This is a genomic window from Streptococcus panodentis (assembly GCF_017884005.1).
In the GTDB taxonomy this organism is placed as follows: domain Bacteria; phylum Bacillota; class Bacilli; order Lactobacillales; family Streptococcaceae; genus Streptococcus; species Streptococcus panodentis.
On sequence record NZ_QFAY01000009.1, the window covers coordinates 40,709 to 65,376 of the forward strand.

Sequence of the window (24,668 nt, forward strand, 5' to 3'; positions counted from 1 at the left end):
GGTCTTGTGCCGCAGGATAAGGCTGACCAGCCGTCTGTGACAGCTGCGGATCCACAGGCGGCAGAATTGGCGGCTGCTTCTGAAACGGCTTCTGCGCCAGCAGTGAGTCCGGCAGAGGCCAGCAGTTCGGCTGCTGCAGCTTCTGCACCGGCTGGGCCTGACACTTCCGCAAAGGCAGCAGAGAGTGATGCTGCTCAGCTGCCGGTCTCAGCAGCTGCTGACAGCACTGGGGACAAGGCGAGTCCGGCAGCTTCTGAGCAGCCTGCAGCTAAGGCTGAAACAAAAGCTGCTGGGCCTGAAAAGCCGGTCAATGAAAGCAAGGCGGATCAGCCAGCCGGTGAGCCGTCTTCAGCAGATCAAGCGGCAGAAAAACCTGCTGTCTCCGCTGCAGATGGAAACGAAGACAGCCTTGCTGCTGAGAAAAAGGCTTCTGAAGCTCAGCCAGCCAGCATCAGCTCGAATGAGATTATCAAGGTGCCTCAGACCTGGTCTCAGGGCTACAAGGGACAGGGAATGGTCGTCGCTGTGATCGACTCCGGTCTGGATATTCACCATGAGGTTCTGCGGATTTCAGACCCATCTAAGGCCAAATACCAGACAGAGGCTGCTATAGAGGAGGCCAAGAAGAAGGCCGGCATTGACTACGGGAAATGGTACAATGACAAGGTGGTTTTCGCCTACAACTATATGGATGGCGATGACAGCATCAAGGAAAAAGATAAACTTTCCCACGGTATGCACGTGACCGGGATTGCTGCCGGAAATCCAGACAAAAAAGATGGCAACAGCGAATACATCTATGGCGTAGCGCCAGAAGCACAGGTCATGTTTATGCGGGTCTTTTCTGACCGCTCTCCATCCACCGACGATGCCATTTATGTCAAGGCGATTGACGATGCGGTAGCTCTGGGAGCAGACACGATTAATATGAGTCTGGGCTCCACGACAGGCTCTACAGTCAATGCCAGTTCCAGCGTGCTGGCAGCCGTCGAGCGTGCCCGGGCCAAGGGCGTGAGCGTCGTCATTGCAGCGGGAAATGAGAATACTTTTGGCAGCGGCCACTCCTATCCTTTAGCTGAAAATCCAGACTATGGTTTGGTCGGCAATCCTTCTACTGTGGCGCAGGCCATCTCGGTCGCATCAGTCAATAATACAGTTTTCACCGAGGAAGTCATGGAAGTCCGTGGTTTGGAAAACAATGACGAACTGAACAAAGGACAATTTTCTTATAAAGTCGCAGAAACGGATGCAGAATTTGAAAAAGACAAGGAATATGAGTATGTTCCCAGCGGTCTGGGCCGTGAGGAAGACTTTGCCGGTAAGGATCTGACAGGCAAACTGGCCCTCATCCAGCGCGGCTCCCTCAGCTTTTCCGAAAAAGTCAATAATGCTATCAAGCATGGAGCTATCGGAGCTTTAGTCTACAATAATGTAGAGGGGATCGATGTTTCCATGTCTCTGGACGGCGATGCCAAAAAAATCCCAGCCGCCTTTATCAGCAAGAAATACGGAGAAGCTCTGGCAGCTGGCAACTACAAGCTGTCCTTCAACGGTACCAAGGTCAATCGACCCCATCCAGCTGCGGAACAGATGTCTTCTTTTTCCAACTGGGGAGTGACGACAGATGGGATGCTGAAGCCGGATGTGACAGCACCTGGCGGCGAGATTTATTCCTCTTTCAATGACAATACCTACGGCACGATCAGCGGCACCAGTATGGCTGCGCCTCATGTGGCTGGTGCAGCGGCTCTGGTCAAGGAATACCTGCTTCAGCATTATCCAGACCTGACGCCTGAACAGACTACTGATCTGCTGAAAGCCCTGATCATGTCCACGGCTAAGATCCACATCAACAAGGAGACAGGCGCTCAAACCTCACCGCGTCAGCAGGGAGCTGGGATTGTCGATACCGCAGCAGCTGTTTCAACGGGGCTCTATGTGACAGGAGACAATCACTATCCGAGTGTCTCACTGGGCAATGTCGGAGACAGCTTCAGCTTTGATGTCACGGTCCACAATATCACCGATACCGACCGGACGCTGAAAATGATTGTCAATACTAATACGGACACAGTCAAGGACGGCTATATCCCTCTGACCCCGCGCAAGCTGACTGAGACTGTCTGGCCGGAAATCACTGTCAAAGCCCATGGCAGCCAGACGGTGACGGTCAAGGTGGATGCATCTAAGTTTGCCCAAGAGCTGCTGCAGCAAATGCCGAACGGCTACTTTTTGGAAGGTTTTGTCCGCTTTGTAGACCCAGCCGATGACGGCGATGTAGTCAGCCTGCCCTTTATGGGCTTCCGCGGACAATTTCAGGATCTGCCGGCAGCGGAAAAACCAATCTACAATCTGGTCAGCGACGGCAAGTCCGGTTTCTATTACAAAATGCCGGAAGACAAGAGCCTTCCAAGCGGCGCAAATGTCACAGATCTTGAGACCAATGCCAGCGACACCCTTTATTCCAGCGGCAAAACGGTGTCCCGCAGTTCTGTTGTTCTGGGGACAGTCGAAAATGAAGCCGGTCTCAACATTCTGCAGCTGGATGCGGACGGCAAGGTTCGCCTGGCCTTCTCGCCAAACGGAGACGGCAACAAGGACAAGATTCAGTACCGCACGGTTCTTTACCGCAATGTCAGCAATCTGACTGCAGCTGTTTATACGGCAGATGACACAGACTACCGCTTTCCCATTTGGCAGAGCAGCAAGACCTGGAATGGCCGCAAGAATTTTTACGACGGTAAGGAATCCAATCCTAGATCCTACCTTCTGAGCAATACGGCCTGGGATGGTCTGGACAGCAAAGGTGAAGCGCTGGATGACGGTCTTTATACCTATGTTGTCCGCTATACGCCGGATGTGCCGGGTGCCAAAGAACAGCAGGTTTCCTTCAATCTGCAGATTGATACACAAAAACCGCTCATCACCACAGGCTATATCAGCAGCAAGGACGGCCGGGAGGTCTTTACGGCCCGCAAGGCCAAGGATGTTGGAAACGGCGGTATTCTGAGAGAGCAGCTCTTTTACCTGCAGGCTGATGAGAAAGGGCAGGTGACCTATAAAGCTCTGGATGCTCTGGGTAATGAGCGCGACTATGAGCGCCGGGTTTATATCTCTGCCAACTCAGACGGCAGCTACACCCTGCCTCAAGGAGTGGACAAGGCAGCCATTTTCTATGTGGTAGAAGACTATGCCGGCAATAAAGATGCGATTGCTCTGGCTGATTTGGTCAGCGATGAAAACAGCGGCCGCATCCGTGTGGCACTGGTGGATAATGATACCCATAAGGATATTGATACGAAATTCGTTTATCGGATTAAGGACGATAAGGGCCATTATGTCACACTGGACAAGGGGAAAGACATCAATTTCCTGACCTTTGGCCACTATGTAGCTGAAATCTTTACCTATGACAAAGACAATATCCGCTTCTATGCTGATCAGACACAGGAATTTGACTTGACAGCCGAGGACAGTTTTAAAACGATTGAATTTTGGGCGAAGGAGCTGGTCTATGCACCCGTCAGTGTTGCCTTTGACCAAGCCGTTCCAAAAAATACCCAGGTTGTTCTCAAGAATAATAATGGGGATGTCTATACGCTTCCGGCTGAAGTGTACGGCAAGCACTCCTTTGGCAAATCCATTGCGACGGGCCTCTATTCTGTCTTTGTCAACCTGCCGACCGGCTATGAGCTCTGGGAAGATGAACCGACTGTCTCAGTCGAAGAAGGAAAAAACAACCTGCTCAAACTGGCTGTCGTTGTCAAAACCGGCCTTCTCTCAGCGGTCAATCAGCAGTCCAAGCTGGTCGAAACGGCTCAGTATTACAATGCCAGCGCTGAAAAACGCGGAGCCTACGACCAAGCCTATCAGACTGCCAAGGAAGCCTTGACCGGCAAGCTGAGCCAGGCTCAGGTGAATGACATCCTGTCCAAGCTGGAAGCTGCTTCTGCCGGCCTGGACGGCAAGGATTCTGATCTGGCCGCTGTCAAGCAGGCGATTGAGGCCTATGATGCGACGACTAGGACCGGCCGCTATGCCAATGCCAAAGAAAAAGTCCGCCGCGACTACGATAAGGCCTTTCAGGCTGTTGCTCTGCTCTTGGTGCAGGACAAGGTGACTCAGGCGCAGATTGATGCGGCTCTGGCTCAGCTGACTACAGCGGAGAAGAAGCTGGATGGCAAGGCAACCAACTTTGCCAGTCTCAAGAAGCTGGTTGATGACGAGGGCCACTACCAAGCCATCAGCAATAAATTTATCTACGCGAGCGATCAGATCAAGGCTGCTTACTTAGATGCTTATGCACAGGCCAAGGCTGTATTGGCCAATCCAGGTGCCAGCCAGGAAGAGGTCAAGGAGGCTATTGCCCAGCTCAAGGCTGCCAAGAAAAAACTGGACGGCAAAAAGCCCAAAGTAGCCAAACCCAAAAAAGCAAAACAAGCTTGATGGGTTGTCAATAAGCAGAAAATCCCTTAAGAGTCTATCTTGAGGGATTTTTTGCGAGGAATTTTAGATAAGTGTTTTACATTGCCTCTATTTTCTGCTATAATCTTGTGTAGAAAGAAATTTCATTGTCTACCTTTTAGCGAGTCCGGGCTGGTGGAAGCCGGATAGGGAAGCAGTGCAGATGGCGCTTTCGGCTATAAATTTTAAACACAATGAAGTAATAAATTAGGGTGGAACCGCGTCTTGACGCCCCTAGGCTGTAGTTGGCCTGGGTGTGTCGGAGGCGGTTCTTTTGCGTACTGAGTCTATTGTTCGAAAGAAAGGAGATTCGTGGAGAACCTTTACCTTGTAAAAGACGAGAACCAATTAGCAGCTTTTCGAGATTTCGTCGCAAAGAATTCCGCAAAGTTGCAGGATTATCTAACATTTTTAAAAGACGAGTTTGCGGTTTATGACTTGCCGCAAGCCATCATTTGGTCCGATTTTGATTCTGCTACGCGGATCATTCGGGAAATTCCTGTACCAGCCTATACAAATGATAGGCGGATGGTTATGACTCCCGAATTGACGGTTTGGAAAGATTTGTATCTCCTTCAGTTGGAGAATTACGAGACCTCTCACCAAACTCGAGCAATAGAAAGCCACTATCAGTCTTTGTCTGAAAAATCCCTCTTGCAGATTGTGGGCCATGAGCTAGCTCATTGGTCGGAGCATTTTTTAGATGACTTTGATGGATACGGTGCCTATATCTGGTTTGAAGAAGGGATGGCTGAGTATATTAGCCGTAAGTATTTCCTTACAGACGAGGAATTTCAAACGGAAAAGGCTTGTAATCAGTCTCTCGTTGAGCTTTTTCAGAAAAAGCACGGTTGGAACTCATTGAATGATTTCGGCACTTCAACTTATCAAGGGAATTATGCTAGTATTTTTTACGAATACTGGCGCAGTTTTTTGACAGTTGACAAGCTAGTAGAAAATCTAGGCAGCGTGCAAGCGGTCTTTGATTCTTATCATCGGTGGGCAAACACAGATAAAACACTTCCCTTGTTGGATTGGTTCATAGAACAGAAAATAATAGACAAAGAAATATAAACAAATTAAGGAGTAACAAATGTCTAAAAAGTTAACATTTCACCTCGCCAAAGTCAATTGCGAACCTAAAGGTTCGATTGACTAACGACAACCGCTATGGGGCTGTTTGTCTAGGCGATGTACTAGCTTTTCAAAAGGGAAACAATCGTTCCCTTTTGAACGCTTCGCAAGAATCTCAAGAAACTAAAGGAGTAACACATGTCTAAGAAATTAACCTTTCACTGCACCAAAGGCAATCTCCTCCTTTCAGTCGGATTGCCTTACGCTTAGCACTATGGTGTCTAAGCTAGGTGCAGTACTAACTCGCTCTTCCTAGCATGATTGGCTAGGAAGGCTCGTGTCGCAGAAAATTTATTATAATAAAGGAGAAGAGATGTTTAAAAAATTGACTTTTCAAGAAATTATATTGACCTTACAGCAGTTTTGGAATGAGCAGGGCTGTATGCTCATGCAGGCTTATGATAATGAGAAGGGAGCAGGAACCATGAGTCCTTATACCTTCCTGCGGGCTATTGGGCCGGAGCCGTGGAATGCGGCCTATGTAGAGCCGTCCCGCCGGCCGGCAGATGGACGCTATGGGGAAAATCCCAACCGTCTTTATCAGCACCACCAATTTCAGGTGGTTATGAAGCCATCACCAAGCAATATCCAAGAACTTTACTTGCAGTCTTTGGAGCTCTTGGGCATCAATCCGCTGGAGCACGACATTCGCTTTGTTGAGGATAACTGGGAAAACCCGTCAACTGGCTCGGCTGGTTTAGGCTGGGAAGTCTGGCTGGACGGTATGGAAATCACTCAGTTCACATACTTCCAGCAGGTCGGAGGTCTGCCAACCCAGCCGGTGACGGCTGAGGTGACCTATGGTCTGGAGCGGCTGGCTTCCTATATCCAAGAGGTGGACTCGGTCTACGACATCGAGTGGGCTGACGGCGTTAAGTACGGAGAAATCTTCCGCCATCCGGAATACGAGCATTCCAAGTACAGCTTTGAAGTCAGCGACCAGGACCTGCTCTTGGGGAATTTTGAGAAGTTTGAAGCAGAGGCCAAGCGCTGTCTGGACGAGCATCTGGTCCACCCGGCTTATGACTACGTTCTCAAATGCTCGCATACCTTTAATCTTTTGGATGCGCGCGGTGCCGTATCTGTGACCGAGCGGGCCGGCTATATCGCCCGCATCCGCAATTTAGCGCGTGTTGTGGCCAAGACCTTTGTGGCTGAGCGCAAGCGCCTGGGCTATCCGCTTTTGGATGCAGAGACCCGCGAAAAACTCTTGGCAGAGGAGGGAGAGTAACCATGGTAAAAAATTTATTAGTTGAATTAGGTTTGGAGGAAATGCCGGCCTATGTCGTGACACCCAGCATGAAGCAGCTGCGCGACAAAATGGGGGCTTTCCTGACAGAGCATCGTCTGGCCTTTGAGAAGATTGAAATGTTCTCTACTCCCCGCCGCTTGGCGGTGCGGGTGGTCGGTCTGGCAGACAAGCAGTCCGATCTGACCGAAGATTTCAAAGGGCCGTCTAAGAAAATTGCGCTGGATGCGGATGGCAACTTTACCAAGGCTGCAGAAGGCTTTGTCCGCGGCAAGGGTCTGACAGTGGATGACATCACTTTCCGGGAAATCAAGGGCGAGGAATATGTCTATGTCACCAAGGAAGAGCTTGGCCGTCCTGTGGAGGAGATTATCCCGGGCGTGACCGAGGTACTTCAGTCTCTGACCTTCCCTGTCAGCATGCACTGGGCCAACAACACTTTTGAATACATCCGTCCGGTTCATACCCTGACCGTGCTCTTAGATGAGCAGGACTTTGACCTGGATTTCTTGGACATCAAGAGCAGCCGGATCAGCCGGGGGCACCGCTTCCTAGGAGGAGAAACGCCGATTCAGTCTGCAGATACATACGAAGACGACCTGCGTGCTCAGTCTGTCATTGTCAGTCCGACCGAGCGGGGCAATATAATTGTCGATCAGATTCGGAAGATTGAGCAAGAGCACGATGTGGCCATCGAGATAGATGAGAAGCTCCTCAATGAAGTGCTCAATCTGATTGAATATCCGACTGCTTTTATGGGCAATTTTGACGCCAAATACCTAGAGGTGCCGGAGGAAGTGCTGGTGACTTCTATGAAAGAGCACCAGCGCTACTTTGTCGTGCGCGACAGCAAAGGCAAGCTTCTGCCGCACTTTATCTCTGTCCGCAACGGCAATGCGGAGCATTTGGATAATGTCATCAAGGGCAATGAAAAAGTACTGGTAGCCCGGCTGGAAGATGGAGAGTTCTTCTGGCGGGAGGACCAAAAGCTGGCCATTGCTGATTTGGTTGAAAAGCTGGAGCAGGTCACTTTCCATGAGAAAATTGGTTCTCTGTCAGAGCATATGGAGCGGACTGGTCAGATTGCTGCTCTCTTGGCCCAGCAGGCCGGTCTGACGGCAGAGGAAAGCTCAGATTTGGCCCGAGCAGCAGCGATTTATAAGTTTGACTTGCTGACCGGTATGGTTGGCGAATTTGACGAGCTGCAAGGCATTATGGGAGAGAAATATGCTCTCTTGGCCGGCGAACCTGCAGCAGTAGCGGCAGCTATTCGCGAGCATTATCTGCCGACTTCAGCGGATGGCCAGCTGCCGGACAGCAAGGTTGGTGCAGTGCTGGCCTTGGCGGACAAGCTGGATACCATTCTCTCTTTCTTCTCTGTGGGGCTCATCCCATCGGGCTCCAACGACCCTTATGCTCTGCGCCGGGCTACTCAGGGTGTGGTGCGTATTTTGGATAAGTTTGGCTGGCACATTGACTTGGAGCAGCTGCTGGACCGGCTCTATGCTCTGTCCTTTGACAGCCTGACCTATGACAATCAGGAAGCAGTGCTGGACTTCTTCCGTGCACGTGTCGAAAAGATGATGGACTCCGCTGTTCCCAAAGATATTGCAGCAGCTGTATTGGGCAGTTCAGTCTTTGTCGTGCGCGATTTGATTGAAACAGCAGAACTGTTAACTGCCAAGTCCAAGGAAGAGCATTTCAAGGCAGCAGTGGAAAGCCTGTCTCGGGTCTTTAACTTAGCAGAAAAGGCTGAAACCGGAGTCCGTGTTGATCCGGCCCTGTTTGAAAATGCAGAAGAAAGGGCGCTGTATGAGGCCGTTGAAAATCTGGAGCTGGATACTGACCGAGAAGCCGCTATTGACCAGCTTTTTGCTCTCAGTCCGGCTATTGATGCTTTCTTTGACAATACCATGGTCATGGCTGAGGACGAAAAGGTCCGGGCCAACCGTCTGGCTCTGCTGGCAGCTCTGACAGAAAAAGCCCGGACCCTGGCCCAATTCAACCTAATCAACACCAAATAATCAACTGCAGCGGCTGCTTTTGCGCAGCCTTTTGGCAGCTGAGTAAAGGAGGAAAAGATGGATCCTAAAAAAATCGAACGCATCAACGAGCTGGCTAAAAAGAAAAAAACCGTCGGCCTGACTGCTGAGGAAAAAGTGGAACAAGCCAAGCTTCGTGAAGAGTATATCGAAGGCTACCGCCGCTCGGTCCGCCATCATATTGAAGGCATCAAGGTGGTGGATGAGGAGGGCAATGATGTCACTCCGGAAAAACTCCGTCAGGTACAGCGGGAGAAAGGCCTTCACGGCCGCAGTCTGGATGATCCGGAGTCTTGAGCAGCTCCCTTGCCTATCGACAGACTTGCACAATAAAAATCCCTGAACAGGAATGGCACAATTTCCTGTTCAGGGATTTTTATTTATAGTCTTTTATTCAGAATACGGATACCGGCATAGCAGCAGCCGGCGATGACGGCCAGGTCCAGCCAGAAGATCCAGACATCGGTGATACGGAAGAAAAAATAAGCAGCGATGGCAGTAATGAGGGACAGAATCCCGAGGTCCATTTTTTCTTTGAGATTGAGTTTCATAGATTCTCTTCCTCCCTTTTTTGTGCTTGGCGAACCTTTCCTTTGGCAATGAAATGCATAATCAGTCCAAATCCAAGACCTGCGGCTAATCCAACTATAATAAGTTTTGGCTGAAGCAAAACTTGCAGGATATCTTTCTTTTCTATGACAGCTGTCGAGATACTGAAGAGAGGATAAAAGAGCAGCCAATAGGAGAAGCCGGCTTTGAGACCAACATGCTGCATGGCTTTTTTCTCCTTGACATCCTGCAAGCCTAGCTCCAGATCGTCAACGCCCTTACGCCGTGCTTGGATGACTATACAAAGACAGAGGCCTAGGAGCAGAACTTCCAGCAAGATAGGATAGGCAACCGCGATAATCTTGGGCCAGCGAAAGGCCAGCGGAAAGGCGATGGCATTTCCCAATATCAAAATCCAAAAGAGACACATAAAAGCGGTATTGCCCATGCGCTCAGCCGCCTGACGTTTCTGTTCATCCAGAGGGCCGGTAATGCCGTAAAAGCGTTTGATCATTTTGTCGGATAAGGTTTCTTTTTTCATGGTGTTTCCTTTCTGTAGCTAAGACTAGGCCGGTTTGGGTCGGGAGAGGAGGCTAGTGCTGGGGCTGCTGCCAGCAAAAGCTTTTACCCATTTTCCTCCCCTTCTGTCAGATAGGGTTCCCAAAAGAGGCTGTTGAGATCCGTCTCCAGCGCCCGGGCCAGATTGATACAGAGCTCAAGGGTAGGGTTGTACTTGTTGTTTTCGATCATATTGATGGTCTGCCGCGAGACACCGATGGACTTGGCCAGCTCCAGCTGTGAGAGTTTTTTTTCTTTTCGGAATTCCTTGACACGATTCATTGCTCCTCTCCTTTCTGTTTTTCTGCCGTCAATCCTTCTCATTGATTTGTCAGATATAATTGACTTTTTCTGTTTATAGTATAATACTTGTGAAAAGAAATGTCAATTATATATGACAAAATTTATTAAAAATTTTTTCAGCTAAATTTTTAAACTAAGTTCCACCGCCGCCGTTAGCGGAAGTTAGTCTGCCAAAAATGCATAAAACCAGCGGGAATCCGTCTCAGACTAAGCTCCAGCTCAGAGAGCAAAGCGGAACTTACTTTGAAAAGTCACGAAAATTTTTTCATTGACCGACTTTTCTTTTTAAATTTTTTTTTGTCCTTGAATGTGATATAATAGATAAGATATGACAAACGAATTTCATCACATGACAGTCCTTCTTCATGAAACGGTTGACCAGCTGGCTGTGAAGCCTGATGGCATCTATGTGGATGCGACCTTGGGCGGAGCCGGTCACAGCGAGTATCTTTTGAGTAAACTGAATGGCCGGGGCCACCTTTATGCCTTTGATCAGGATCAGGCGGCTATTGACAATGCTAAGAAGCGTCTGGCTCCTTATATAGAGCAGGGGCTGGTGACCTTTATCAAGGATAATTTCCGCAATCTCAAGGTCCGCCTGCAGGAGGCTGGTGTGGAGGAAATCGATGGGATTTGTTATGACTTGGGAGTTTCCAGCCCTCAGCTGGATCAGCGGGAGCGCGGTTTTTCCTACAAGCAGGATGCGCCGTTGGATATGCGCATGAACCGCGAGGCGCCTCTGACGGCCTTTGAAGTTGTCAATGCTTACTCCTATCAGGAATTGGTGTCTATCTTTTTTAAATACGGCGAAGACAAGTTCTCCAAGCAGATTGCCCGCAGGATTGAGCAGGCCAGAAGTGTCAAGCCGATTGAAACAACGACGGAGCTGGCTCAGATTATCAAATCGGCCAAGCCAGCCAAGGAATTAAAGAAAAAAGGCCATCCGGCCAAGCAGATTTTCCAGGCCATTCGGATAGCTGTCAATGACGAGCTGGGAGCGGCCGACGAATCCATTCAGCAGGCTATCGACCTTTTGGCTGCAGACGGCAGGATTGCGGTCATCACCTTTCATTCGCTGGAGGATCGTCTGACCAAGCAGCTCTTTAAGGCCGCTTCGACAGTCGATGTGCCCAAGGGGCTGCCCTTTATTCCGGATGAACTGCAGCCCAAGCTGGCTCTGGTCAACCGCAAGCCGATTTTACCAAGCAAAGAAGAAATAGAAAACAACAACCGTGCCCACTCAGCCAAGCTGCGCGTGGCGCGGAAGATACATAAGTGAGGATGAGATGGCAGATAAAAAAACCAATCCGCTTCAAAATCAGATTAGAAAATTTTCCCGCGTTGAAAAAGCCTTTTACGGTTCGATTGTCCTGACCGCGATTATTCTGGCCGTCAGCATTGTTTTTATGCAGACCAAGCTCCTGCAGGTTGACCGTGATCTGACAGAAGTCAATACGCAAATCGAAGCAGAGCAGACAGAACTGGATGACATCAAGCAGGAAGTCAATGAATTGACCCGCTATGAAAGACTTTCGCAGCTGGCCAGTTCTCAGGATATGAAGCTGCAAAAGGGAAATCGCAAGACAGTGAGCTCAACGGATGAAGAATAAAGTATTAGAAAAAGTAAAAAAATATGCCCTGAAAAATCGGCGGACTCCTGACTACAACCGGCGGCAGGTGGGAAAGAGCATGAGCGTTCTTGCGATCTTTCTTTTTTTCGTTTTTTTGATTAATTTTGCCATTATTATCGGGACAGACCAAAAGTTTGGCGTGAATTTATCAAAAGGGGCGGAAGTGGTCCACCAAAAGACGGTGACAGTGGCAGCTCGGAGAGGGACCATCTATGACCGCAATGGCGTGCCGATCGCCGAAGATGCAACGACCTACAATGTTTATGCCATCATTGATAAGGACTACAAGTCGGCTGCGGGCAAGATTCTCTATGTAGAAGAGTCCCAGTATGATCAGGTAGCCGATATTTTCAATCAGTATCTGGGGCTGGACAAGGACTATGTCAAGAGCCAGCTGTCGCAGAATAACCTCAAGCAGGTCTCTTTCGGTGCCCAGGGCAATGGGATTACCTACAGCACGATGAGCGCTATGCGCCAGGCCTTTTCGGATGCCAAGATTGAAGGGATCGACTTTACGACCAGTCCCAACCGCAGCTACAGCAACGGTGTATTTGCTTCGCAGTTTATCGGTCAGGCCCAGCTGCAGGAGGATAAGGAGGGAAATAAAACCCTCAAGGGAACTTCAGGTGTGGAGCAGTCTCTGGACAGAATCTTAGCCGGGCGCAACGGTGTGGTCACTTATGAGAAAGATCGCAACGGCAATGTCGTGCCGGGCTCAGAGAAGGTCTCCGTGCAGGCAGAGAATGGCAAAGATGTCTACACAACCCTGTCAGCTGATCTGCAGACCTATCTGGAAACCCGCATGAACGCCTTTCAGGAAAAGGTCAAGGGCCGGTATGTCAATGCGACTCTGGTCAGTGCTAAGACTGGAGAAATTTTGGCGACCAGTCAGCGGCCGACCTACAATGCAGATACTAAGGATGGCCTGGATGAGAAGAATCTAGGCACTTGGAACACCATGCTCTATCAGGGGCAGTATGAGCCGGGCTCGACCATGAAGGTCATGACACTGGCTTCGGCCATTGACAATGGAACCTTCAACCCCAACGATACCTATGACAATACCGAATACAAGGTCATGGATACCACCATTCGGGACTGGAATGTCAATATGGGGATTTCCACCGGGGAAACCCTGACCTTTGCCCAAGGCTTTATCTTCTCCAGTAACATCGGGATGACCATGCTGGAGCAGAAGATGACAAATGATAAGTGGCTGGACTATCTAGGCAAGTTCAAGTTTGGCCTGCCGACCCGCTTTGGGATGGGCAATGAAACCTACGGCTCTCTGCCAGGTGACAACTATGTGACGATTGCTATGAGTTCTTTCGGACAGGGGATTGGGGTAACACAGGTACAGATGCTCCGTGCCTTTTCCTCTGTGGCCAATGACGGAGTGATGCTGGAGCCGAAATTTATCAATGCGATCTATGATCCTCAAAACAATACGGCCAGAAAAACAGCTGCTGAGATTATCGGCAACCCTGTTTCTCAAAAAGCTGCTCAGACAACCCGCGACTACATGGTCCAGGTGGGAACGGTTCCCTACTATGGGACCCTTAATATCAATGGCGAACCAGTCATCCAGGTAGCCGGCCAGAATGTAGCGGTCAAATCAGGGACCGCTCAGATTGCCTCAGAAAATGGTTATCTGGAAGGTGAAAATGACTATATCTATTCCGTAGTGGCCATGACACCGGCCGAGGATCCGGAGTTTATCATGTATGTGACAGTCCAGCAGCCGGAGACCAAATTCAGTCCGCTGTTTTGGCAGGAAGTGGTCAATCCGGTCTTGGAAGAAGCGGTGGCTCTCAAAGACAGTCTCAACCTGACCACATCGACTACACCGGCTCTGGAGACGGTGACTGAGGAAAGCAGCTATAGCATGCCTTCTCTGGAAAAGCTGACCAAGCAGCTGGGCCTCAAAGACGAGGTCAGCCCCGGCGGTCTGGCAGATGAACTGCGCCGCAATCTGGTGCAGCCCATTGTCTTAGGAACCGGCAATAAGGTCAAGAAAGTGTCGGTCAAGGAAGGCAAAAATCTCAAAGCCAATCAGCAAATCCTCATCCTGAGCGATGATTTGGAATACCTGCCGGATATGTATGGCTGGACCAAAGCCAATGTTGAGCGCTTTGCTAAGTGGCAGGATATAGAAGTCACCTTCAAAGGAGAAGGATCCAAAGTTGTCAAGCAGAGTGAGAAAACCAATAGCTCACTCAGTAAGCTGAAAAAAATAACAATCACAATGGGAGACTAGTATGTTTATCGCCCTTATTGCAGGAATGGTCACCTTTATTTTAACCCTTATCGGCATTCCTGCCTTTATTCGTTTTTACCACAAGGCCCGTATTACTGGCCAGCAGATGCACGAAGATGTCAAGCAGCACCAAGCCAAGGCCGGTACGCCGACCATGGGGGGGACGGTCTTTCTCATCGCTTCGGTCTTAGCCAGCTTTGTCATTGCTTTAGCTGCAGGTCAGCTGTCCAATAGCCTGATTATGATTCTCTTTATCTTGGTGCTTTATGGCATTGTCGGCTTTTTGGATGACTTTCTCAAGGTTTTCCGTAAGATCAATGAAGGCCTCAATCCCAAGCAAAAGCTCTTTTTGCAGCTGGTCGGAGGAGTAGTCTTTTACTTCTATTATAACCAGCATGGTGCAGGCGACCAGCTCAATGTCTTTACTTTTCCGGTACAGCTGGGCTTTCTCTATGTCTTTTTTGTCCTTTTTTGGCTGGTCGGCTTTTCCAATGCAGTCAATCTGACCGATGGTATTGACGGTTTAGCCAGCATCTCGGTAGTCATCAGTCTGCTGGCTTATGCTATCATTGCTTTTGAGCAAAAGCGTTTTGACATTCTGATTATCATTATCAGCATGATGGGGGGGCTGTTGGGCTTCTTTGTCTTCAATCACAAGCCGGCTAAGGTCTTCATGGGGGATGTCGGCAGTCTGGCTCTGGGCGGCATGCTGGCGGCTATTTCCATTGCTCTGCATCAGGAGTGGACCCTGCTTTTGATTGGCATTGTCTACGTTTTTGAAACGACATCGGTCATGCTGCAGGTAGCCTACTTTAAGTATACCGGCGGCAAGCGGATTTTCCGCATGACTCCGGTCCATCATCATTTTGAGCTGGGCGGTATCAGCGGCCACGGTAAGGAATGGAGCGAGTGGAAGGTTGACTTTTTCTTCTGGAGCATCGGCCTGCTGGGCAGTCTCTTGGCTCTGGCTATTCTGTATCTATAGAACAAGGAGGTTGAGACAGAACGAAATGTTTTAACATTTCGTTCTGTCCCGCCGCCTTTTTTGCTTCTTTTCTTGCCTATTATCGAGAGTGGGACAGACTCTCACTACTAAAAGCAAACTAAAAGTCTATAAGATAAAAAGAGTACGAGCAGGATAGCCGTTTTTTTGGTATAATAGTGAGGACAATAGAATAGAGGATAAAATGAAATTTACAGAATTTGAATTCAAAGATTATATTCAGGAGGCGCTGAGAGAGCTGAACTTCGTTCAGGCGACAGAAGTGCAGAAAAAGCTGATTCCGGTGGTCCTGTCCGGCCGTGATTTGGTGGGCGAGTCCAAGACTGGCTCAGGTAAGACCCATACTTTCCTGCTGCCGATTTTTCAGCAGCTGGATCAAGAAGCTGACAGTGTGCAGGCTGTCATCACGGCTCCCAGCCGGGAGCTGGCAGCACAGATTTACCAGGCGGCCCGTCAGATAGCTGCCTGCTCAGATCAGGAGATTCGTGTCGCCAACTATGTCGGAGGGACAGACAAGGCCCGTCAGATTGGGAAGCTAAGCTCCAGCCAGCCTCATATCGTCATCGGAACGCCGGGCCGGATTTACGATTTGGTGGAGTCAGGCGATTTGGCGATTCACAAGGCCCATACTTTTGTCGTTGACGAAGCAGATATGACGCTGGATATGGGCTTTCTGGCAACGGTGGATAAGATTGCGGGCAGCCTGCCCAAAGATTTGCAGTTCTTGGTCTTTTCAGCCACTATTCCGCAGAAGCTGCAGCCTTTCCTTAAAAAATACCTGACCAATCCTGTCATGGAGCAGATCAAGACCAAGACGGTCATTGCCGATACGATTGAAAACTGGCTGCTGTCTACCAAGGGGCAGGATAAAAATGCTCAGATTTATCAAATCAGCCAGCTGCTGCAGCCTTATCTGGCTATGATTTTTGTCAATACCAAGACCCGGGCGGATGAACTGCATGCCTATCTGACTGCTCAGGGCCTCAAGGCTGCCAAGCTCCACGGCGATATTGCCCCGCGGGAGCGCAGGCGGTTGATGAATCAGATTAAGAATCTGGATTTTGAATACATCGTTGCGACCGATTTAGCTGCACGGGGGATTGACATTGAGGGCGTCAGCCATGTTATCAATGATGCAATTCCGCAGGATTTATCTTTCTTTGTCCATCGGGTCGGCCGAACCGGCCGCAACGGACTTGCCGGCACGGCCATCACTCTCTACCAGCCCAGCGACGACTCAGATATTCGCGAGCTGGAAAGGCTGGGCATCAAGTTCATTCCCAAAATGATAAAGAACGGTGAGTTTCAGGATACTTACGACCGTGACCGCCGGGCCAACCGGGAGAAAGGCAGAGAAAAGCTGGACACGGAAATGATTGGTCTGGTCAAAAAGAAAAAGAAAAAAATCAAACCTGGCTATAAGAAGAAAATCCAGTGGGCTGTCAATGAAAAACGCCGCAAGACCAAGCGGGCGGAGAATCGGGCCCGCGGCCGGGCTGAGCGCAAGGCCAAGCGCCAGACTTTCTAGCCATAGGATTTTTCTATCGCGGACATAAGAAAATTATATTGGGCTTTGACGCCCGCTTATGATAGACTAGTTGGTGCTAGTCTATTTTTTTATGATGGGCTTAGTCTGTTTAGTTTGCTAAAGCAGAGAAGGCACCCCCTCGCAATCGAAGACTTTTTCTATTTTATCGTCATTTAGTTTCTCTTTTATTAGGCCGTTAACTCGCCTTGCTTTAACAGTCTGGGGGAGTGTTTCGCCGCTAAAAGCAAACTAGAAGACTGTATCAAAAGAGTTTGGGTATGAGTGTAGCAAATACTTTGCTTTGATTCAGAATTGTGTTAAAATAGTCCATTATTGAGAAAGGGAAGTAACCATGACACTTACAACATTTGCTCTGGCTGCCGACTGGTATGAGCAGTTTCTTAAGCTCATCCCGGACGGTAAATTATTTAGCCTAAGGGCTGTTTTTGATGCCATTCCCGGCATTCTGCAAAATCTCCCTGTTACCCTCTTATTAACGCTGGGCGGGGCTTTCTTCGGTATCATTTTGGCTATGATTTTTGCCATTGTCAAGATTAATCGGATTAAAATCCTCTATCCCATCCAGGCCTTTTTTGTCAGTTTTTTGCGGGGGACACCGCTTTTGGTTCAGCTCATGCTGACTTATTTTGGGATTCCCCTGCTGCTGAAGGCGATTAATCAGCAGTATGGCACTTCCTTTAATATCAATGAAATTCCGGCTTCCATCTTTGCCATTGTGGCCTTTGCCTTTAATGAGGCGGCCTACGCCAGCGAGACCATTCGGGCGGCCATTCTTTCAGTAGATCCGGGGGAAATCGAGGCAGCTCGCAGTCTGGGCATGACCAACCGGCAGGTCTATCTGCGGGTCATCATTCCCAATGCAGCAGTGGTGGCGACACCCAGCCTGATCAACTCCCTGATTGGTCTGACTAAGGGGACTTCTCTGGCTTTCAGTGCCGGTGTCGTAGAAGTTTTTGCCAAGGCGCAGGCTATAGCAGGTTCTGACTACCGCTACTTTGAGCGCTTCATTTCAGTGTCGCTGATTTACTGGGCGGTCAATATCATCATTGAGCAAATCGGCCGGGTGATTGAGAAAGCTATGGACATCAAGGATCCGGATAAGATTGAGGCTTTCCGTCAGGCAGAAGAGGAGGGAATCTGATGATTAAAATTTCTCATTTAAGTAAATCTTTTTCCGGTCAGAAGGTTTTGGACGACCTCAGTCTGGAAATTAAAAAAGGAGAAGTTGTCGCCCTGATTGGATCATCAGGGGCCGGGAAATCAACTTTTCTCCGCAGTCTCAATTACTTAGAGCAGCCCGACAGCGGCACGATTGAAATTGATGATTTCAGGGTGGACTTTGCAAGCATCAGCAAGGAAGAAATCTTGACCCTGCGCCGCAAGCTGGCCATGGTCTTCCAGCAGTTCAATCTCTTTTCCCGCCGCACAGCTCTGGACAATGTCAGGGAAGGTTTGCTGGTTGTCAAAAAACTGTCTAAAGAGAAAGCGACTGAGATAGCCAAAGAAGATCTGGCTAAGGTTGGTCTGTCCGACCGGGAAAACCACTATCCAAGACACCTGTCCGGTGGTCAGAAACAGCGGGTGGCTCTGGCTCGGGCTCTGGCCATGAATCCGGACGTTCTCCTCTTGGACGAGCCGACTTCGGCTTTGGATCCTGAATTGGTCGGGGAAGTGCAAAAATCAATCGCTGATGCAGCCAAGGACGGCCAAACCATGATTTTGGTCAGCCATGATATATCTTTTGTCACTCAGGTGGCTGACAAAGTTCTCTTTTTGGATCAGGGGCATATTATTGAGACCGGCACACCGGATGAGCTTATCCATCACCCCAAGGAAGAAAGAACCAAAGAATTCTTTGCTAGTTACAAACGGACTTATATTTGATATAATAGAAAAAGTGAAGGCTCAGTTGGCTAGACCAGCTGAGTTTGTTTTAGGGCTGCTTTTCATTGTTTGGGGCCTTTTGAAAGTCAGACTCTTCGAAAATCTCTTCAAACCGCGTCAGCTCCTGCCCAGAAATGGAGAAGCAGGGAATGTTCGGGGAAGCTTTTTAGTCTGAACTCAGAAACGAGATGGTGAGGCAGGAAGGCTGCCGATGTGAGTGGGACAGACTCCCATGATGGCTGTGTCCTCACCCACAGAGGGATGAATCTTTTGGAAGATACCGTATAAGACTCCCATGATGGCTGAGTCCTCACCCACAGAGGGATGAATCTTTTGGAAGATACCGTATAAGACTCCCATGATGGCTGAGTCCTCACCCGCAGAGGGCTGTGCCTTTTGGAAGATACTCTATAAACGCCTGCCATTACTTGGGAAAAGGTGCCAATTGAAAATAGAATGAGCATGAGTCAATAAAAACCAAGCTTGAGGAATTACCATGTTAGATCAAATTTTTGCACTTTATATCGAGAGTCTGCTCTATACCGCCATCGGTGTGGGGATTATTGCCGGCCTGTGGATTGGCCTGCGCATGATCCGCCGCAAGGACAAGACGGCCAAGGAGCGGCAGAGCCATCTCTATGATGTACTCTTGATTGCCATTATGACCATTCCCGTCCTGTCTTTTGCGACTCTAGGGCTGGTTATTGTTCTTAAAGCTTAATTGCTTGTCAAGGAAAAGAAAGTCTGTTAGAATAATCGTAGTTACAGCAAAAAGAAAGGGAAGTTTATGTACGATACAGTCATTATTGGAGCGGGCCCTGCTGGGATGACCGCTGCACTCTATGCAGCCAGAAGCAATCTCAAGGTGGCCCTGCTGGAGCGCGGTATTTACGGCGGTCAGATGAACAATACAGCAGATATTGAAAACTATCCAGGCTATGCCAACATCAGCGGTCCAGAGCTGGCCGAAAAAATGTTTGAACCCTTGGAAAATCTGGGCGTAGAACATTTGTTTGGCCTAGTAGAAAAGATTGAGGATCACGGTGATTTTAAGGAAATCATCACGGAAGATGACCGTTTTGAAAGCAAAACCGTCGTCATCGCGTCCGGAGCCAACCACCGTCAGTTAGGGGTCCCTGGCGAAGCAGAGTACAACAGCCGCGGCGTCTCCTACTGCGCAGTCTGTGACGGTGCTTTCTTTCGCGATGAAGATCTGCTGGTCGTCGGAGGCGGCGATTCTGCGGTGGAGGAAGCCATCTTCCTGACCCGCTTTGCCAAATCAGTGACGATTGTCCACCGCCGAGACGAACTGCGGGCCCAAAAAGTCCTGCAGGACCGTGCTTTTGCCAATGAAAAAATCCAGTTTGTCTGGGATTCAGTGGTTGAGGAGATCCATGGCGATGACCGCAAGGTGACGGGTGTGACTTTTAAGAATGTTAAGACAGGCCAAGAAAGCAAGGCTGCTTTCGGTGGCATCTTTATCTATGTCGGTTTAGACCCAGTCAGTGCTTTTGCAGCAGATTTGGGGATTCTTGATCAGGCCGGCTGGATTGTGACAGATGACCATATGAAGACGGCAGTGGATGGGATTTATGCTGTCGGCGATGTCCGTCAGAAAGATCTGCGCCAGATTACTACAGCTGTCGGTGACGGAGCAGTAGCTGGGCAGGAAGTTTATAAATACATTACGGAGCACGCTTCATAAGACAGGATTTGAAGCAATCATGATAGACTGAAAAACGAGAGCAGACTGACTGTTTGAGGCAAACGGCTGGCCTGTTCTTTTTGCTTTTTCAAACTGTCTGCATTCGTTGGATTACAGGATTTCTCTTGGCTTTCTGAATTTGTGATATAATAAAAGGTATCTAGCAATAAAGGAGCAAGAAGATGTACCCAGATGACAGTTTGACCCTGCACACCGATTTGTACCAAATCAATATGATGCAGGTCTATTTCAAGGAAAATATTCATGACAAGCATGCGGTATTTGAGGTTTATTTCCGCAAAAATCCTTTCAATAATGGCTATGCTGTTTTTGCAGGTCTGGAAAGAATCATCTCCTACCTCAGCAGCTTAAGATTTAGCCAGAGCGACTTGGATTATCTGCAGTCGCTGGGCTATGAGGGGGCCTTTCTGGATTACCTGCGCAATCTGAAAATGACCTTGACCGTCCGTTCGGCTCAGGAGGGGGATTTGGTCTTTGCCAATGAGCCTATCGTGCAGGTAGAGGGGCCGCTGGCTCAGTGTCAGCTGGTAGAAACGGCCCTGCTGAATATTGTCAATTTCCAGACGCTGATTGCCACCAAGGCCGCCCGCATCCGCTCGGTCATTGAAGATGAGCCGCTCATGGAATTTGGTACTCGCAGAGCTCAGGAGATGGATGCGGCTATCTGGGGGACGCGGGCCGCTGTTATTGGCGGTGCCAATGGCACCAGCAATGTCCGGGCCGGAAAACTTTTTGACATCCCGGTTTTGGGAACTCATGCCCACTCACTGGTGCAGGTCTACGGCAATGATTATGAAGCCTTCAAGGCCTATGCGGCAACTCACCATGACTGTGTCTTTCTGGTGGATACCTACGATACTCTGCGTCTGGGGGTGCCGGCAGCCATTCGAGTGGCCCGTGAGCTGGGAGACAAGATTAAGTTTTTGGGTGTGCGCATTGATTCTGGGGATTTGGCTTATATTTCTAAAAAAGTCCGCCAGCAGTTAGACGAGGCTGGCTTTCCTGATGCTAAGATCTATGCTTCCAACGATCTGGACGAAAATACCATTCTTAATCTCAAGATGCAGAAGGCCAAGATTGACGTCTGGGGTGTGGGAACCAAACTGATTACCGCCTATGACCAGCCGGCTCTAGGAGCCGTCTATAAGATTGTTGCCATTGAGGATGAGACAGGGCAGCTTCGCAATACCATTAAGCTGTCCAACAATGTTGAAAAAGTCTCTACGCCGGGCAAAAAGCAAGTCTGGCGCATTACCAGCCGGGAAAAAGGCAAGTCAGAGGGCGACTACATCACCTATGACGGTGTCGATGTCACTGAGCTGGACCAGCTGGAAATGTTCCATCCGACCTACACCTATATCAATAAAACAGTCAAGGATTTTGCTGCGGTGCCGCTCTTGGTGGATATTTTCGACCAGGGCCGTCTGGTTTATCAATCGCCGAGTCTGGCTGACATTCAGGACTATGCCCGCAAGGAATTTGACAAGCTTTGGGATGAGTACAAGCGGGTCCTCAACCCGCAGGATTATCCAGTCGATTTAGCGCAGGACATCTGGCAGGATAAGATGGATTTGATTGACAAGATGCGCAAAAAAGCCTATCAGACAGGAGCAGCCAAATGACTTTACAGGAAATGATTATCAGCGAGCTGGGCGTCAAGCCCCTCATCAATCCCCAAGAAGAAATCCGCAAATCAGTGGACTTTCTCAAAGCTTATCTGAAAAAGCATCCCTTTTTAAAAACCTATGTATTGGGCATTTCCGGCGGTCAGGACTCGACTCTGGCCGGCCGTCTGGCTCAGCTGGCAGTGGAGGAAATGCGGGCAGAAACAGGCGATGACAGCTATCAGTTTATCGCTGTGCGTCTGCCTTACGGCGTTCAGGCTGACGAGGCCGATGCTCAGAAGGCTCTGGCCTTTATCCAGCCGGATCAAAGCCTAGTGGTTAATATTAAAGAGTCAGCCGATGCGATGGCGGCAGCTGTGGCGGCAGCGGGGGCTAAGGTTTCCGACTTTAACAAGGGCAATATCAAGGCCAGAAGCCGCATGATTGCCCAGTATGCTCTGGCCGGCTCTTGCAGCGGTGCTGTTATCGGGACCGACCATGCGGCAGAGAATGTCACCGGCTTCTTTACCAAATTTGGCGACGGCGGTGCCGATATCCTGCCTCTCTACCGCCTTAATAAACGGCAGGGCAGACAGCTTCTGGCTGCCTTGGGGGCTGATCCAGCTCTCTATGAAAAAGTGCCGACTGCTGACTTGGAAGAAGAAAAGCCGGGGATTGCGGACGAAGCGGCTCTGGGAGTGACCTACAATGAGATTGATGATTACCTAGAAGGCAAAAAGATTTCAGAAACAGCCCAAGCCACCATCGAATCTTGGTGGCACAAAGGCCAGCACAAACGCCATCTGCCCATTACGATTTTTGACGACTTTTGGGAGTAAAAAGGTCCGGTGGATCTTTTTAGCCTGAGCCAAGAAACGGCCAAGGCGGGTATGTGTTATGAAGGGACCTTTCGTCAGGCGGTCTATCATAAAGGAGAAATCAAAGATTTTTCTGTCTATGGCATTCTTCAGTCAGATTTACAAAGAAAAAGTTAGGGCTCCCTAACTTTTTTGCTTGCGCTGGCTGTTAAAAGTTTTATAATAGATTTAGTATATGAAGGAGGTTTTATATGAATCCATTAGATCAATCGTTTACAGATAAATTATATGCTGCTTATGAAGCCAATCCAAAGTTTGCGGCCATGGAAAATGCTATCAGCCACCATGGCTTGCTGACTTCATTGGAGAAGCGGACTGCAGCAGTCAAAAACACACCGGTCTTTTCCTTGGATTTGACCAAGGATAAGGTCAGCAACCAAAAGGCTTCCGGCCGCTGCTGGATGTTTGCGGCCCTCAATACTTTCCGCCACAAGATGCTGGCTGATTTCCAGCTGGAAGAGTTTGAGCTGTCTCAGGCTCACACCTTCTTTTGGGATAAGTATGAAAAGTCCAACTGGTTTTTAGAGCAGATCTTGGCTACGGCGGATCAGGATTTGACCAGCCGCAAGGTCAGGTTTCTGCTGGATACGCCTCAGCAGGACGGCGGTCAGTGGGATATGGTCGTGGCGCTCTTTGAAAAATACGGAGTTGTGCCCAAGTCTGCCTATCCGGAGTCCGTTTCCTCCAGTGCCAGTGCTGAGCTCAATCAAATTTTGAATAAATTACTGCGTCAAGACGCTCAGATACTGCGTGATTTAACAAGTGAAGGGGCAGATACAGCAGCCCTTCAGGCCAAGAAAGAAGAACTGCTTCAAGAAATTTTTAATTTTCTTGCGATGAATTTGGGCTTGCCGCCTCGGACTTTTGAATTTTCTTATCGTGACAAAGAGAATCATTACCATAGCGAGAAAGACTTGACTCCGCAGGCATTTTACCAAAAATATGTGGCCCTCAAGCTGGAGGACTATGTTTCCATTATCAACGCTCCGACCGCTGACAAACCTTACGGCAAATCCTACACAGTCGACATGCTGGGCAATGTGGTCGGCAGCCGTGCTGTCCGCTACCTAAATGTGGAAATGGATCGCCTCAAAGAACTGGCTATTGCCCAAATGCAGGCTGGCGAAACAGTCTGGTTTGGTTCAGACGTTGGTCAGTCCAGCAACCGCAAGGCTGGCATTATGGCAGAAGGGATGCATGATTTCACCTCCAGCATGGATATTGAGCTGATTCAGGACAAGGCGGGCCGGCTGGACTACAGCGAAAGCCTGATGACCCATGCCATGGTTTTGGCCGGGGTGGATTTGGACGAAAACGGCAAGGCCAGGAAGTGGAAAGTTGAAAATTCCTGGGGTGAAAAAGTTGGCGACAAAGGTTATTTTGTGGCCAGCGATGCTTGGATGGACCAATACACCTACCAAATCGTTGTACGCAAAGAATATTTGACTGCTGCAGAGCTGGCAGCCTATGAAGCGGAGCCAACTGTCTTAGCTCCGTGGGATCCGATGGGAGCGCTGGCAAAGCAGTCTGCAGTATATGAATAGACTTCCTTTAAGCCTGTGCGTGCGGCGGTAAGAACCGCCCTCACCTGAGGAAAAAAGGATGCGAGACTCGATGGAATCATCAGCAAACCAGGCAGGCAGGAGCAGACAGGATGGCAGCTAGCCGCAGGCTATACTGGGGTACAGCAAGGCGGCGCTGACATGGTCTGAAGAGAGATTTTCGAAGAGTATGAATCGGAAATAAGATGGGGTTCAGTCACAATACGGAAATCAGAAGAAATACAAAAAGAGCGAGACTTTCTCACTCTTTTTTCTATTTTCATTATAGTCTTTGT

General features: G+C 49.3%; 22 protein-coding genes and 1 pseudogene. 18 read left to right on the forward strand and 5 right to left on the reverse strand.

Going from position 1 to position 24,668, the window contains the following annotated elements:
• The first annotated feature begins 6 nt into the window (after positions 1-6).
• Positions 7-4,446: a S8 family serine peptidase gene (locus tag DHL47_RS05370; RefSeq protein ID WP_420853832.1), complete on the forward strand. Its 4,440-nt coding sequence runs from the start codon at positions 7-9 to the stop codon at positions 4,444-4,446.
• A 129-nt stretch (positions 4,447-4,575) separates the two neighbouring features.
• Here the strand turns inward: DHL47_RS05370 and DHL47_RS13625 are convergent, their stop codons facing one another.
• Positions 4,576-4,659 carry an AgrD family cyclic lactone autoinducer peptide gene (locus DHL47_RS13625; protein ID WP_420853833.1) on the reverse strand — a complete coding sequence of 28 codons (84 nt, stop codon included), beginning with the start codon at positions 4,657-4,659 and terminating at the stop codon, positions 4,576-4,578.
• A 117-nt stretch (positions 4,660-4,776) separates the two neighbouring features.
• Here DHL47_RS13625 and DHL47_RS05380 point away from each other — a divergent pair, with 117 nt between their 5' ends.
• From DHL47_RS05380 to DHL47_RS05395, 4 genes are all read left to right on the forward strand, one after another.
• On the forward strand, positions 4,777-5,538 hold the full coding sequence (locus DHL47_RS05380; RefSeq protein WP_209551154.1) for an elongation factor Tu: 762 nt from the start codon (positions 4,777-4,779) through the stop codon (positions 5,536-5,538).
• 373 nt (positions 5,539-5,911) lie between these two features.
• Positions 5,912-6,829: a glycine--tRNA ligase subunit alpha gene (gene glyQ / locus DHL47_RS05385; protein WP_209551155.1), complete on the forward strand. Its 918-nt coding sequence runs from the start codon at positions 5,912-5,914 to the stop codon at positions 6,827-6,829.
• A 2-nt stretch (positions 6,830-6,831) separates the two neighbouring features.
• The gene (glyS, locus tag DHL47_RS05390; protein ID WP_209551156.1) at positions 6,832-8,871 is read left to right on the forward strand and encodes a glycine--tRNA ligase subunit beta; all 2,040 of its coding nucleotides are present in this window, start codon (positions 6,832-6,834) and stop codon (positions 8,869-8,871) included.
• 57 nt (positions 8,872-8,928) lie between these two features.
• The gene (locus tag DHL47_RS05395; protein ID WP_128834224.1) at positions 8,929-9,186 is read left to right on the forward strand and encodes a DUF896 family protein; all 258 of its coding nucleotides are present in this window, start codon (positions 8,929-8,931) and stop codon (positions 9,184-9,186) included.
• Positions 9,187-9,269: 83 nt separating this feature from the next.
• Here DHL47_RS05395 and DHL47_RS05400 read toward each other — a convergent pair whose 3' ends face one another.
• The 3 genes from DHL47_RS05400 to DHL47_RS05410 form a co-directional block, all read right to left on the reverse strand.
• On the reverse strand, positions 9,270-9,440 hold the full coding sequence (locus tag DHL47_RS05400; protein ID WP_209551157.1) for a hypothetical protein: 171 nt from the start codon (positions 9,438-9,440) through the stop codon (positions 9,270-9,272).
• Complete coding sequence (locus tag DHL47_RS05405; RefSeq protein ID WP_128834220.1) at positions 9,437-9,979, reverse strand: DUF3278 domain-containing protein; 543 nt, start codon at positions 9,977-9,979, stop codon at positions 9,437-9,439. Before DHL47_RS05405 ends, DHL47_RS05400 begins: the two co-directional genes overlap by 4 nt.
• An 83-nt stretch (positions 9,980-10,062) precedes the next feature.
• Positions 10,063-10,278 (reverse strand): helix-turn-helix transcriptional regulator, encoded by a 216-nt coding sequence (locus tag DHL47_RS05410; protein ID WP_128834217.1) that lies wholly within the window; start codon positions 10,276-10,278, stop codon positions 10,063-10,065.
• A gap of 349 nt (positions 10,279-10,627) precedes the next feature.
• Between DHL47_RS05410 and rsmH the strand changes: the two genes are divergently transcribed.
• The 7 genes from rsmH to DHL47_RS05445 all read left to right on the forward strand — a co-directional run bounded on the left by rsmH (position 10,628) and on the right by DHL47_RS05445 (position 18,623).
• Positions 10,628-11,578, forward strand: coding sequence for a 16S rRNA (cytosine(1402)-N(4))-methyltransferase RsmH (gene rsmH, locus DHL47_RS05415; protein ID WP_209551158.1), 951 nt, complete (start codon positions 10,628-10,630; stop codon positions 11,576-11,578).
• A 7-nt stretch (positions 11,579-11,585) separates the two neighbouring features.
• On the forward strand, positions 11,586-11,909 hold the full coding sequence (gene ftsL / locus DHL47_RS05420; RefSeq protein WP_128834211.1) for a cell division protein FtsL: 324 nt from the start codon (positions 11,586-11,588) through the stop codon (positions 11,907-11,909).
• Positions 11,899-14,187 carry a penicillin-binding protein PBP2X gene (pbp2x, locus tag DHL47_RS05425; protein ID WP_209551159.1) on the forward strand — a complete coding sequence of 763 codons (2,289 nt, stop codon included), beginning with the start codon at positions 11,899-11,901 and terminating at the stop codon, positions 14,185-14,187. The genes ftsL and pbp2x overlap by 11 nt, the downstream gene beginning before the upstream one ends.
• A 1-nt stretch (position 14,188) precedes the next feature.
• Positions 14,189-15,172 carry a phospho-N-acetylmuramoyl-pentapeptide-transferase gene (gene mraY / locus DHL47_RS05430; protein WP_209551160.1) on the forward strand — a complete coding sequence of 328 codons (984 nt, stop codon included), beginning with the start codon at positions 14,189-14,191 and terminating at the stop codon, positions 15,170-15,172.
• Between the two features lie 202 nt (positions 15,173-15,374).
• Entirely contained in the window at positions 15,375-16,718 is a 1,344-nt protein-coding gene (locus tag DHL47_RS05435; RefSeq protein ID WP_209551161.1) for a DEAD/DEAH box helicase, read from the forward strand.
• A gap of 352 nt (positions 16,719-17,070) precedes the next feature.
• Entirely contained in the window at positions 17,071-17,880 is an 810-nt protein-coding gene (locus DHL47_RS05440; protein ID WP_128834205.1) for an amino acid ABC transporter permease, read from the forward strand.
• Positions 17,880-18,623: an amino acid ABC transporter ATP-binding protein gene (locus DHL47_RS05445; protein ID WP_209551162.1), complete on the forward strand. Its 744-nt coding sequence runs from the start codon at positions 17,880-17,882 to the stop codon at positions 18,621-18,623. Before DHL47_RS05440 ends, DHL47_RS05445 begins: the two co-directional genes overlap by 1 nt.
• A 177-nt stretch (positions 18,624-18,800) precedes the next feature.
• Here DHL47_RS05445 and DHL47_RS05450 read toward each other — a convergent pair whose 3' ends face one another.
• A complete protein-coding gene (locus DHL47_RS05450) occupies positions 18,801-18,983 on the reverse strand; it encodes a hypothetical protein (RefSeq protein WP_209551163.1) in 183 nt (60 codons plus the stop codon).
• Positions 18,984-19,119: 136 nt separating this feature from the next.
• On the opposite strand from DHL47_RS05450, the gene DHL47_RS05455 reads away from it, so the two are divergent.
• The 6 genes and pseudogenes from DHL47_RS05455 to pepC all read left to right on the forward strand — a co-directional run bounded on the left by DHL47_RS05455 (position 19,120) and on the right by pepC (position 24,375).
• Positions 19,120-19,344: a DUF4059 family protein gene (locus DHL47_RS05455; protein ID WP_128834202.1), complete on the forward strand. Its 225-nt coding sequence runs from the start codon at positions 19,120-19,122 to the stop codon at positions 19,342-19,344.
• Between the two features lie 66 nt (positions 19,345-19,410).
• Positions 19,411-20,328 carry a thioredoxin-disulfide reductase gene (trxB, locus tag DHL47_RS05460; protein ID WP_209551164.1) on the forward strand — a complete coding sequence of 306 codons (918 nt, stop codon included), beginning with the start codon at positions 19,411-19,413 and terminating at the stop codon, positions 20,326-20,328.
• Positions 20,329-20,510: 182 nt separating this feature from the next.
• Positions 20,511-21,971 carry a nicotinate phosphoribosyltransferase gene (locus DHL47_RS05465; protein ID WP_209551165.1) on the forward strand — a complete coding sequence of 487 codons (1,461 nt, stop codon included), beginning with the start codon at positions 20,511-20,513 and terminating at the stop codon, positions 21,969-21,971.
• Entirely contained in the window at positions 21,968-22,792 is an 825-nt protein-coding gene (gene nadE, locus DHL47_RS05470; RefSeq protein WP_209551166.1) for an ammonia-dependent NAD(+) synthetase, read from the forward strand. Before DHL47_RS05465 ends, nadE begins: the two co-directional genes overlap by 4 nt.
• Positions 22,793-22,831: 39 nt before the next feature.
• Positions 22,832-22,948 (forward strand): annotated as a pseudogene (locus tag DHL47_RS05475) (GNAT family N-acetyltransferase); the annotation flags it as partial.
• Positions 22,949-23,022: 74 nt separating this feature from the next.
• Positions 23,023-24,375: an aminopeptidase C gene (gene pepC / locus DHL47_RS05480; protein ID WP_209551167.1), complete on the forward strand. Its 1,353-nt coding sequence runs from the start codon at positions 23,023-23,025 to the stop codon at positions 24,373-24,375.
• Positions 24,376-24,668 lie beyond the last annotated feature (293 nt).

What these genes read in the sequence shown, in the direction of transcription:
- glyQ (WP_209551155.1), top strand. Translation starts at nt 5,912, where the DNA reads ATGTTTAAAAAATTGACTTTTCAAGAAATTATATTGACCTTACAGCAG.
- glyS (WP_209551156.1), top strand. Translation starts at nt 6,832, where the DNA reads ATGGTAAAAAATTTATTAGTTGAATTAGGTTTGGAGGAAATGCCGGCC.
- DHL47_RS05395 (WP_128834224.1), top strand. Translation starts at nt 8,929, where the DNA reads ATGGATCCTAAAAAAATCGAACGCATCAACGAGCTGGCTAAAAAGAAA.
- DHL47_RS05400 (WP_209551157.1), bottom strand. Translation starts at nt 9,440, where the DNA reads ATGAAACTCAATCTCAAAGAAAAAATGGACCTCGGGATTCTGTCCCTC.
- DHL47_RS05405 (WP_128834220.1), bottom strand. Translation starts at nt 9,979, where the DNA reads ATGAAAAAAGAAACCTTATCCGACAAAATGATCAAACGCTTTTACGGC.
- DHL47_RS05410 (WP_128834217.1), bottom strand. Translation starts at nt 10,278, where the DNA reads ATGAATCGTGTCAAGGAATTCCGAAAAGAAAAAAAACTCTCACAGCTG.
- rsmH (WP_209551158.1), top strand. Translation starts at nt 10,628, where the DNA reads ATGACAAACGAATTTCATCACATGACAGTCCTTCTTCATGAAACGGTT.
- ftsL (WP_128834211.1), top strand. Translation starts at nt 11,586, where the DNA reads ATGGCAGATAAAAAAACCAATCCGCTTCAAAATCAGATTAGAAAATTT.
- pbp2x (WP_209551159.1), top strand. Translation starts at nt 11,899, where the DNA reads ATGAAGAATAAAGTATTAGAAAAAGTAAAAAAATATGCCCTGAAAAAT.
- mraY (WP_209551160.1), top strand. Translation starts at nt 14,189, where the DNA reads ATGTTTATCGCCCTTATTGCAGGAATGGTCACCTTTATTTTAACCCTT.
- DHL47_RS05435 (WP_209551161.1), top strand. Translation starts at nt 15,375, where the DNA reads ATGAAATTTACAGAATTTGAATTCAAAGATTATATTCAGGAGGCGCTG.
- DHL47_RS05440 (WP_128834205.1), top strand. Translation starts at nt 17,071, where the DNA reads ATGACACTTACAACATTTGCTCTGGCTGCCGACTGGTATGAGCAGTTT.
- DHL47_RS05445 (WP_209551162.1), top strand. Translation starts at nt 17,880, where the DNA reads ATGATTAAAATTTCTCATTTAAGTAAATCTTTTTCCGGTCAGAAGGTT.
- DHL47_RS05450 (WP_209551163.1), bottom strand. Translation starts at nt 18,983, where the DNA reads ATGGGAGTCTTATACGGTATCTTCCAAAAGATTCATCCCTCTGTGGGT.
- DHL47_RS05455 (WP_128834202.1), top strand. Translation starts at nt 19,120, where the DNA reads ATGTTAGATCAAATTTTTGCACTTTATATCGAGAGTCTGCTCTATACC.
- trxB (WP_209551164.1), top strand. Translation starts at nt 19,411, where the DNA reads ATGTACGATACAGTCATTATTGGAGCGGGCCCTGCTGGGATGACCGCT.
- DHL47_RS05465 (WP_209551165.1), top strand. Translation starts at nt 20,511, where the DNA reads ATGTACCCAGATGACAGTTTGACCCTGCACACCGATTTGTACCAAATC.
- nadE (WP_209551166.1), top strand. Translation starts at nt 21,968, where the DNA reads ATGACTTTACAGGAAATGATTATCAGCGAGCTGGGCGTCAAGCCCCTC.
- pepC (WP_209551167.1), top strand. Translation starts at nt 23,023, where the DNA reads ATGAATCCATTAGATCAATCGTTTACAGATAAATTATATGCTGCTTAT.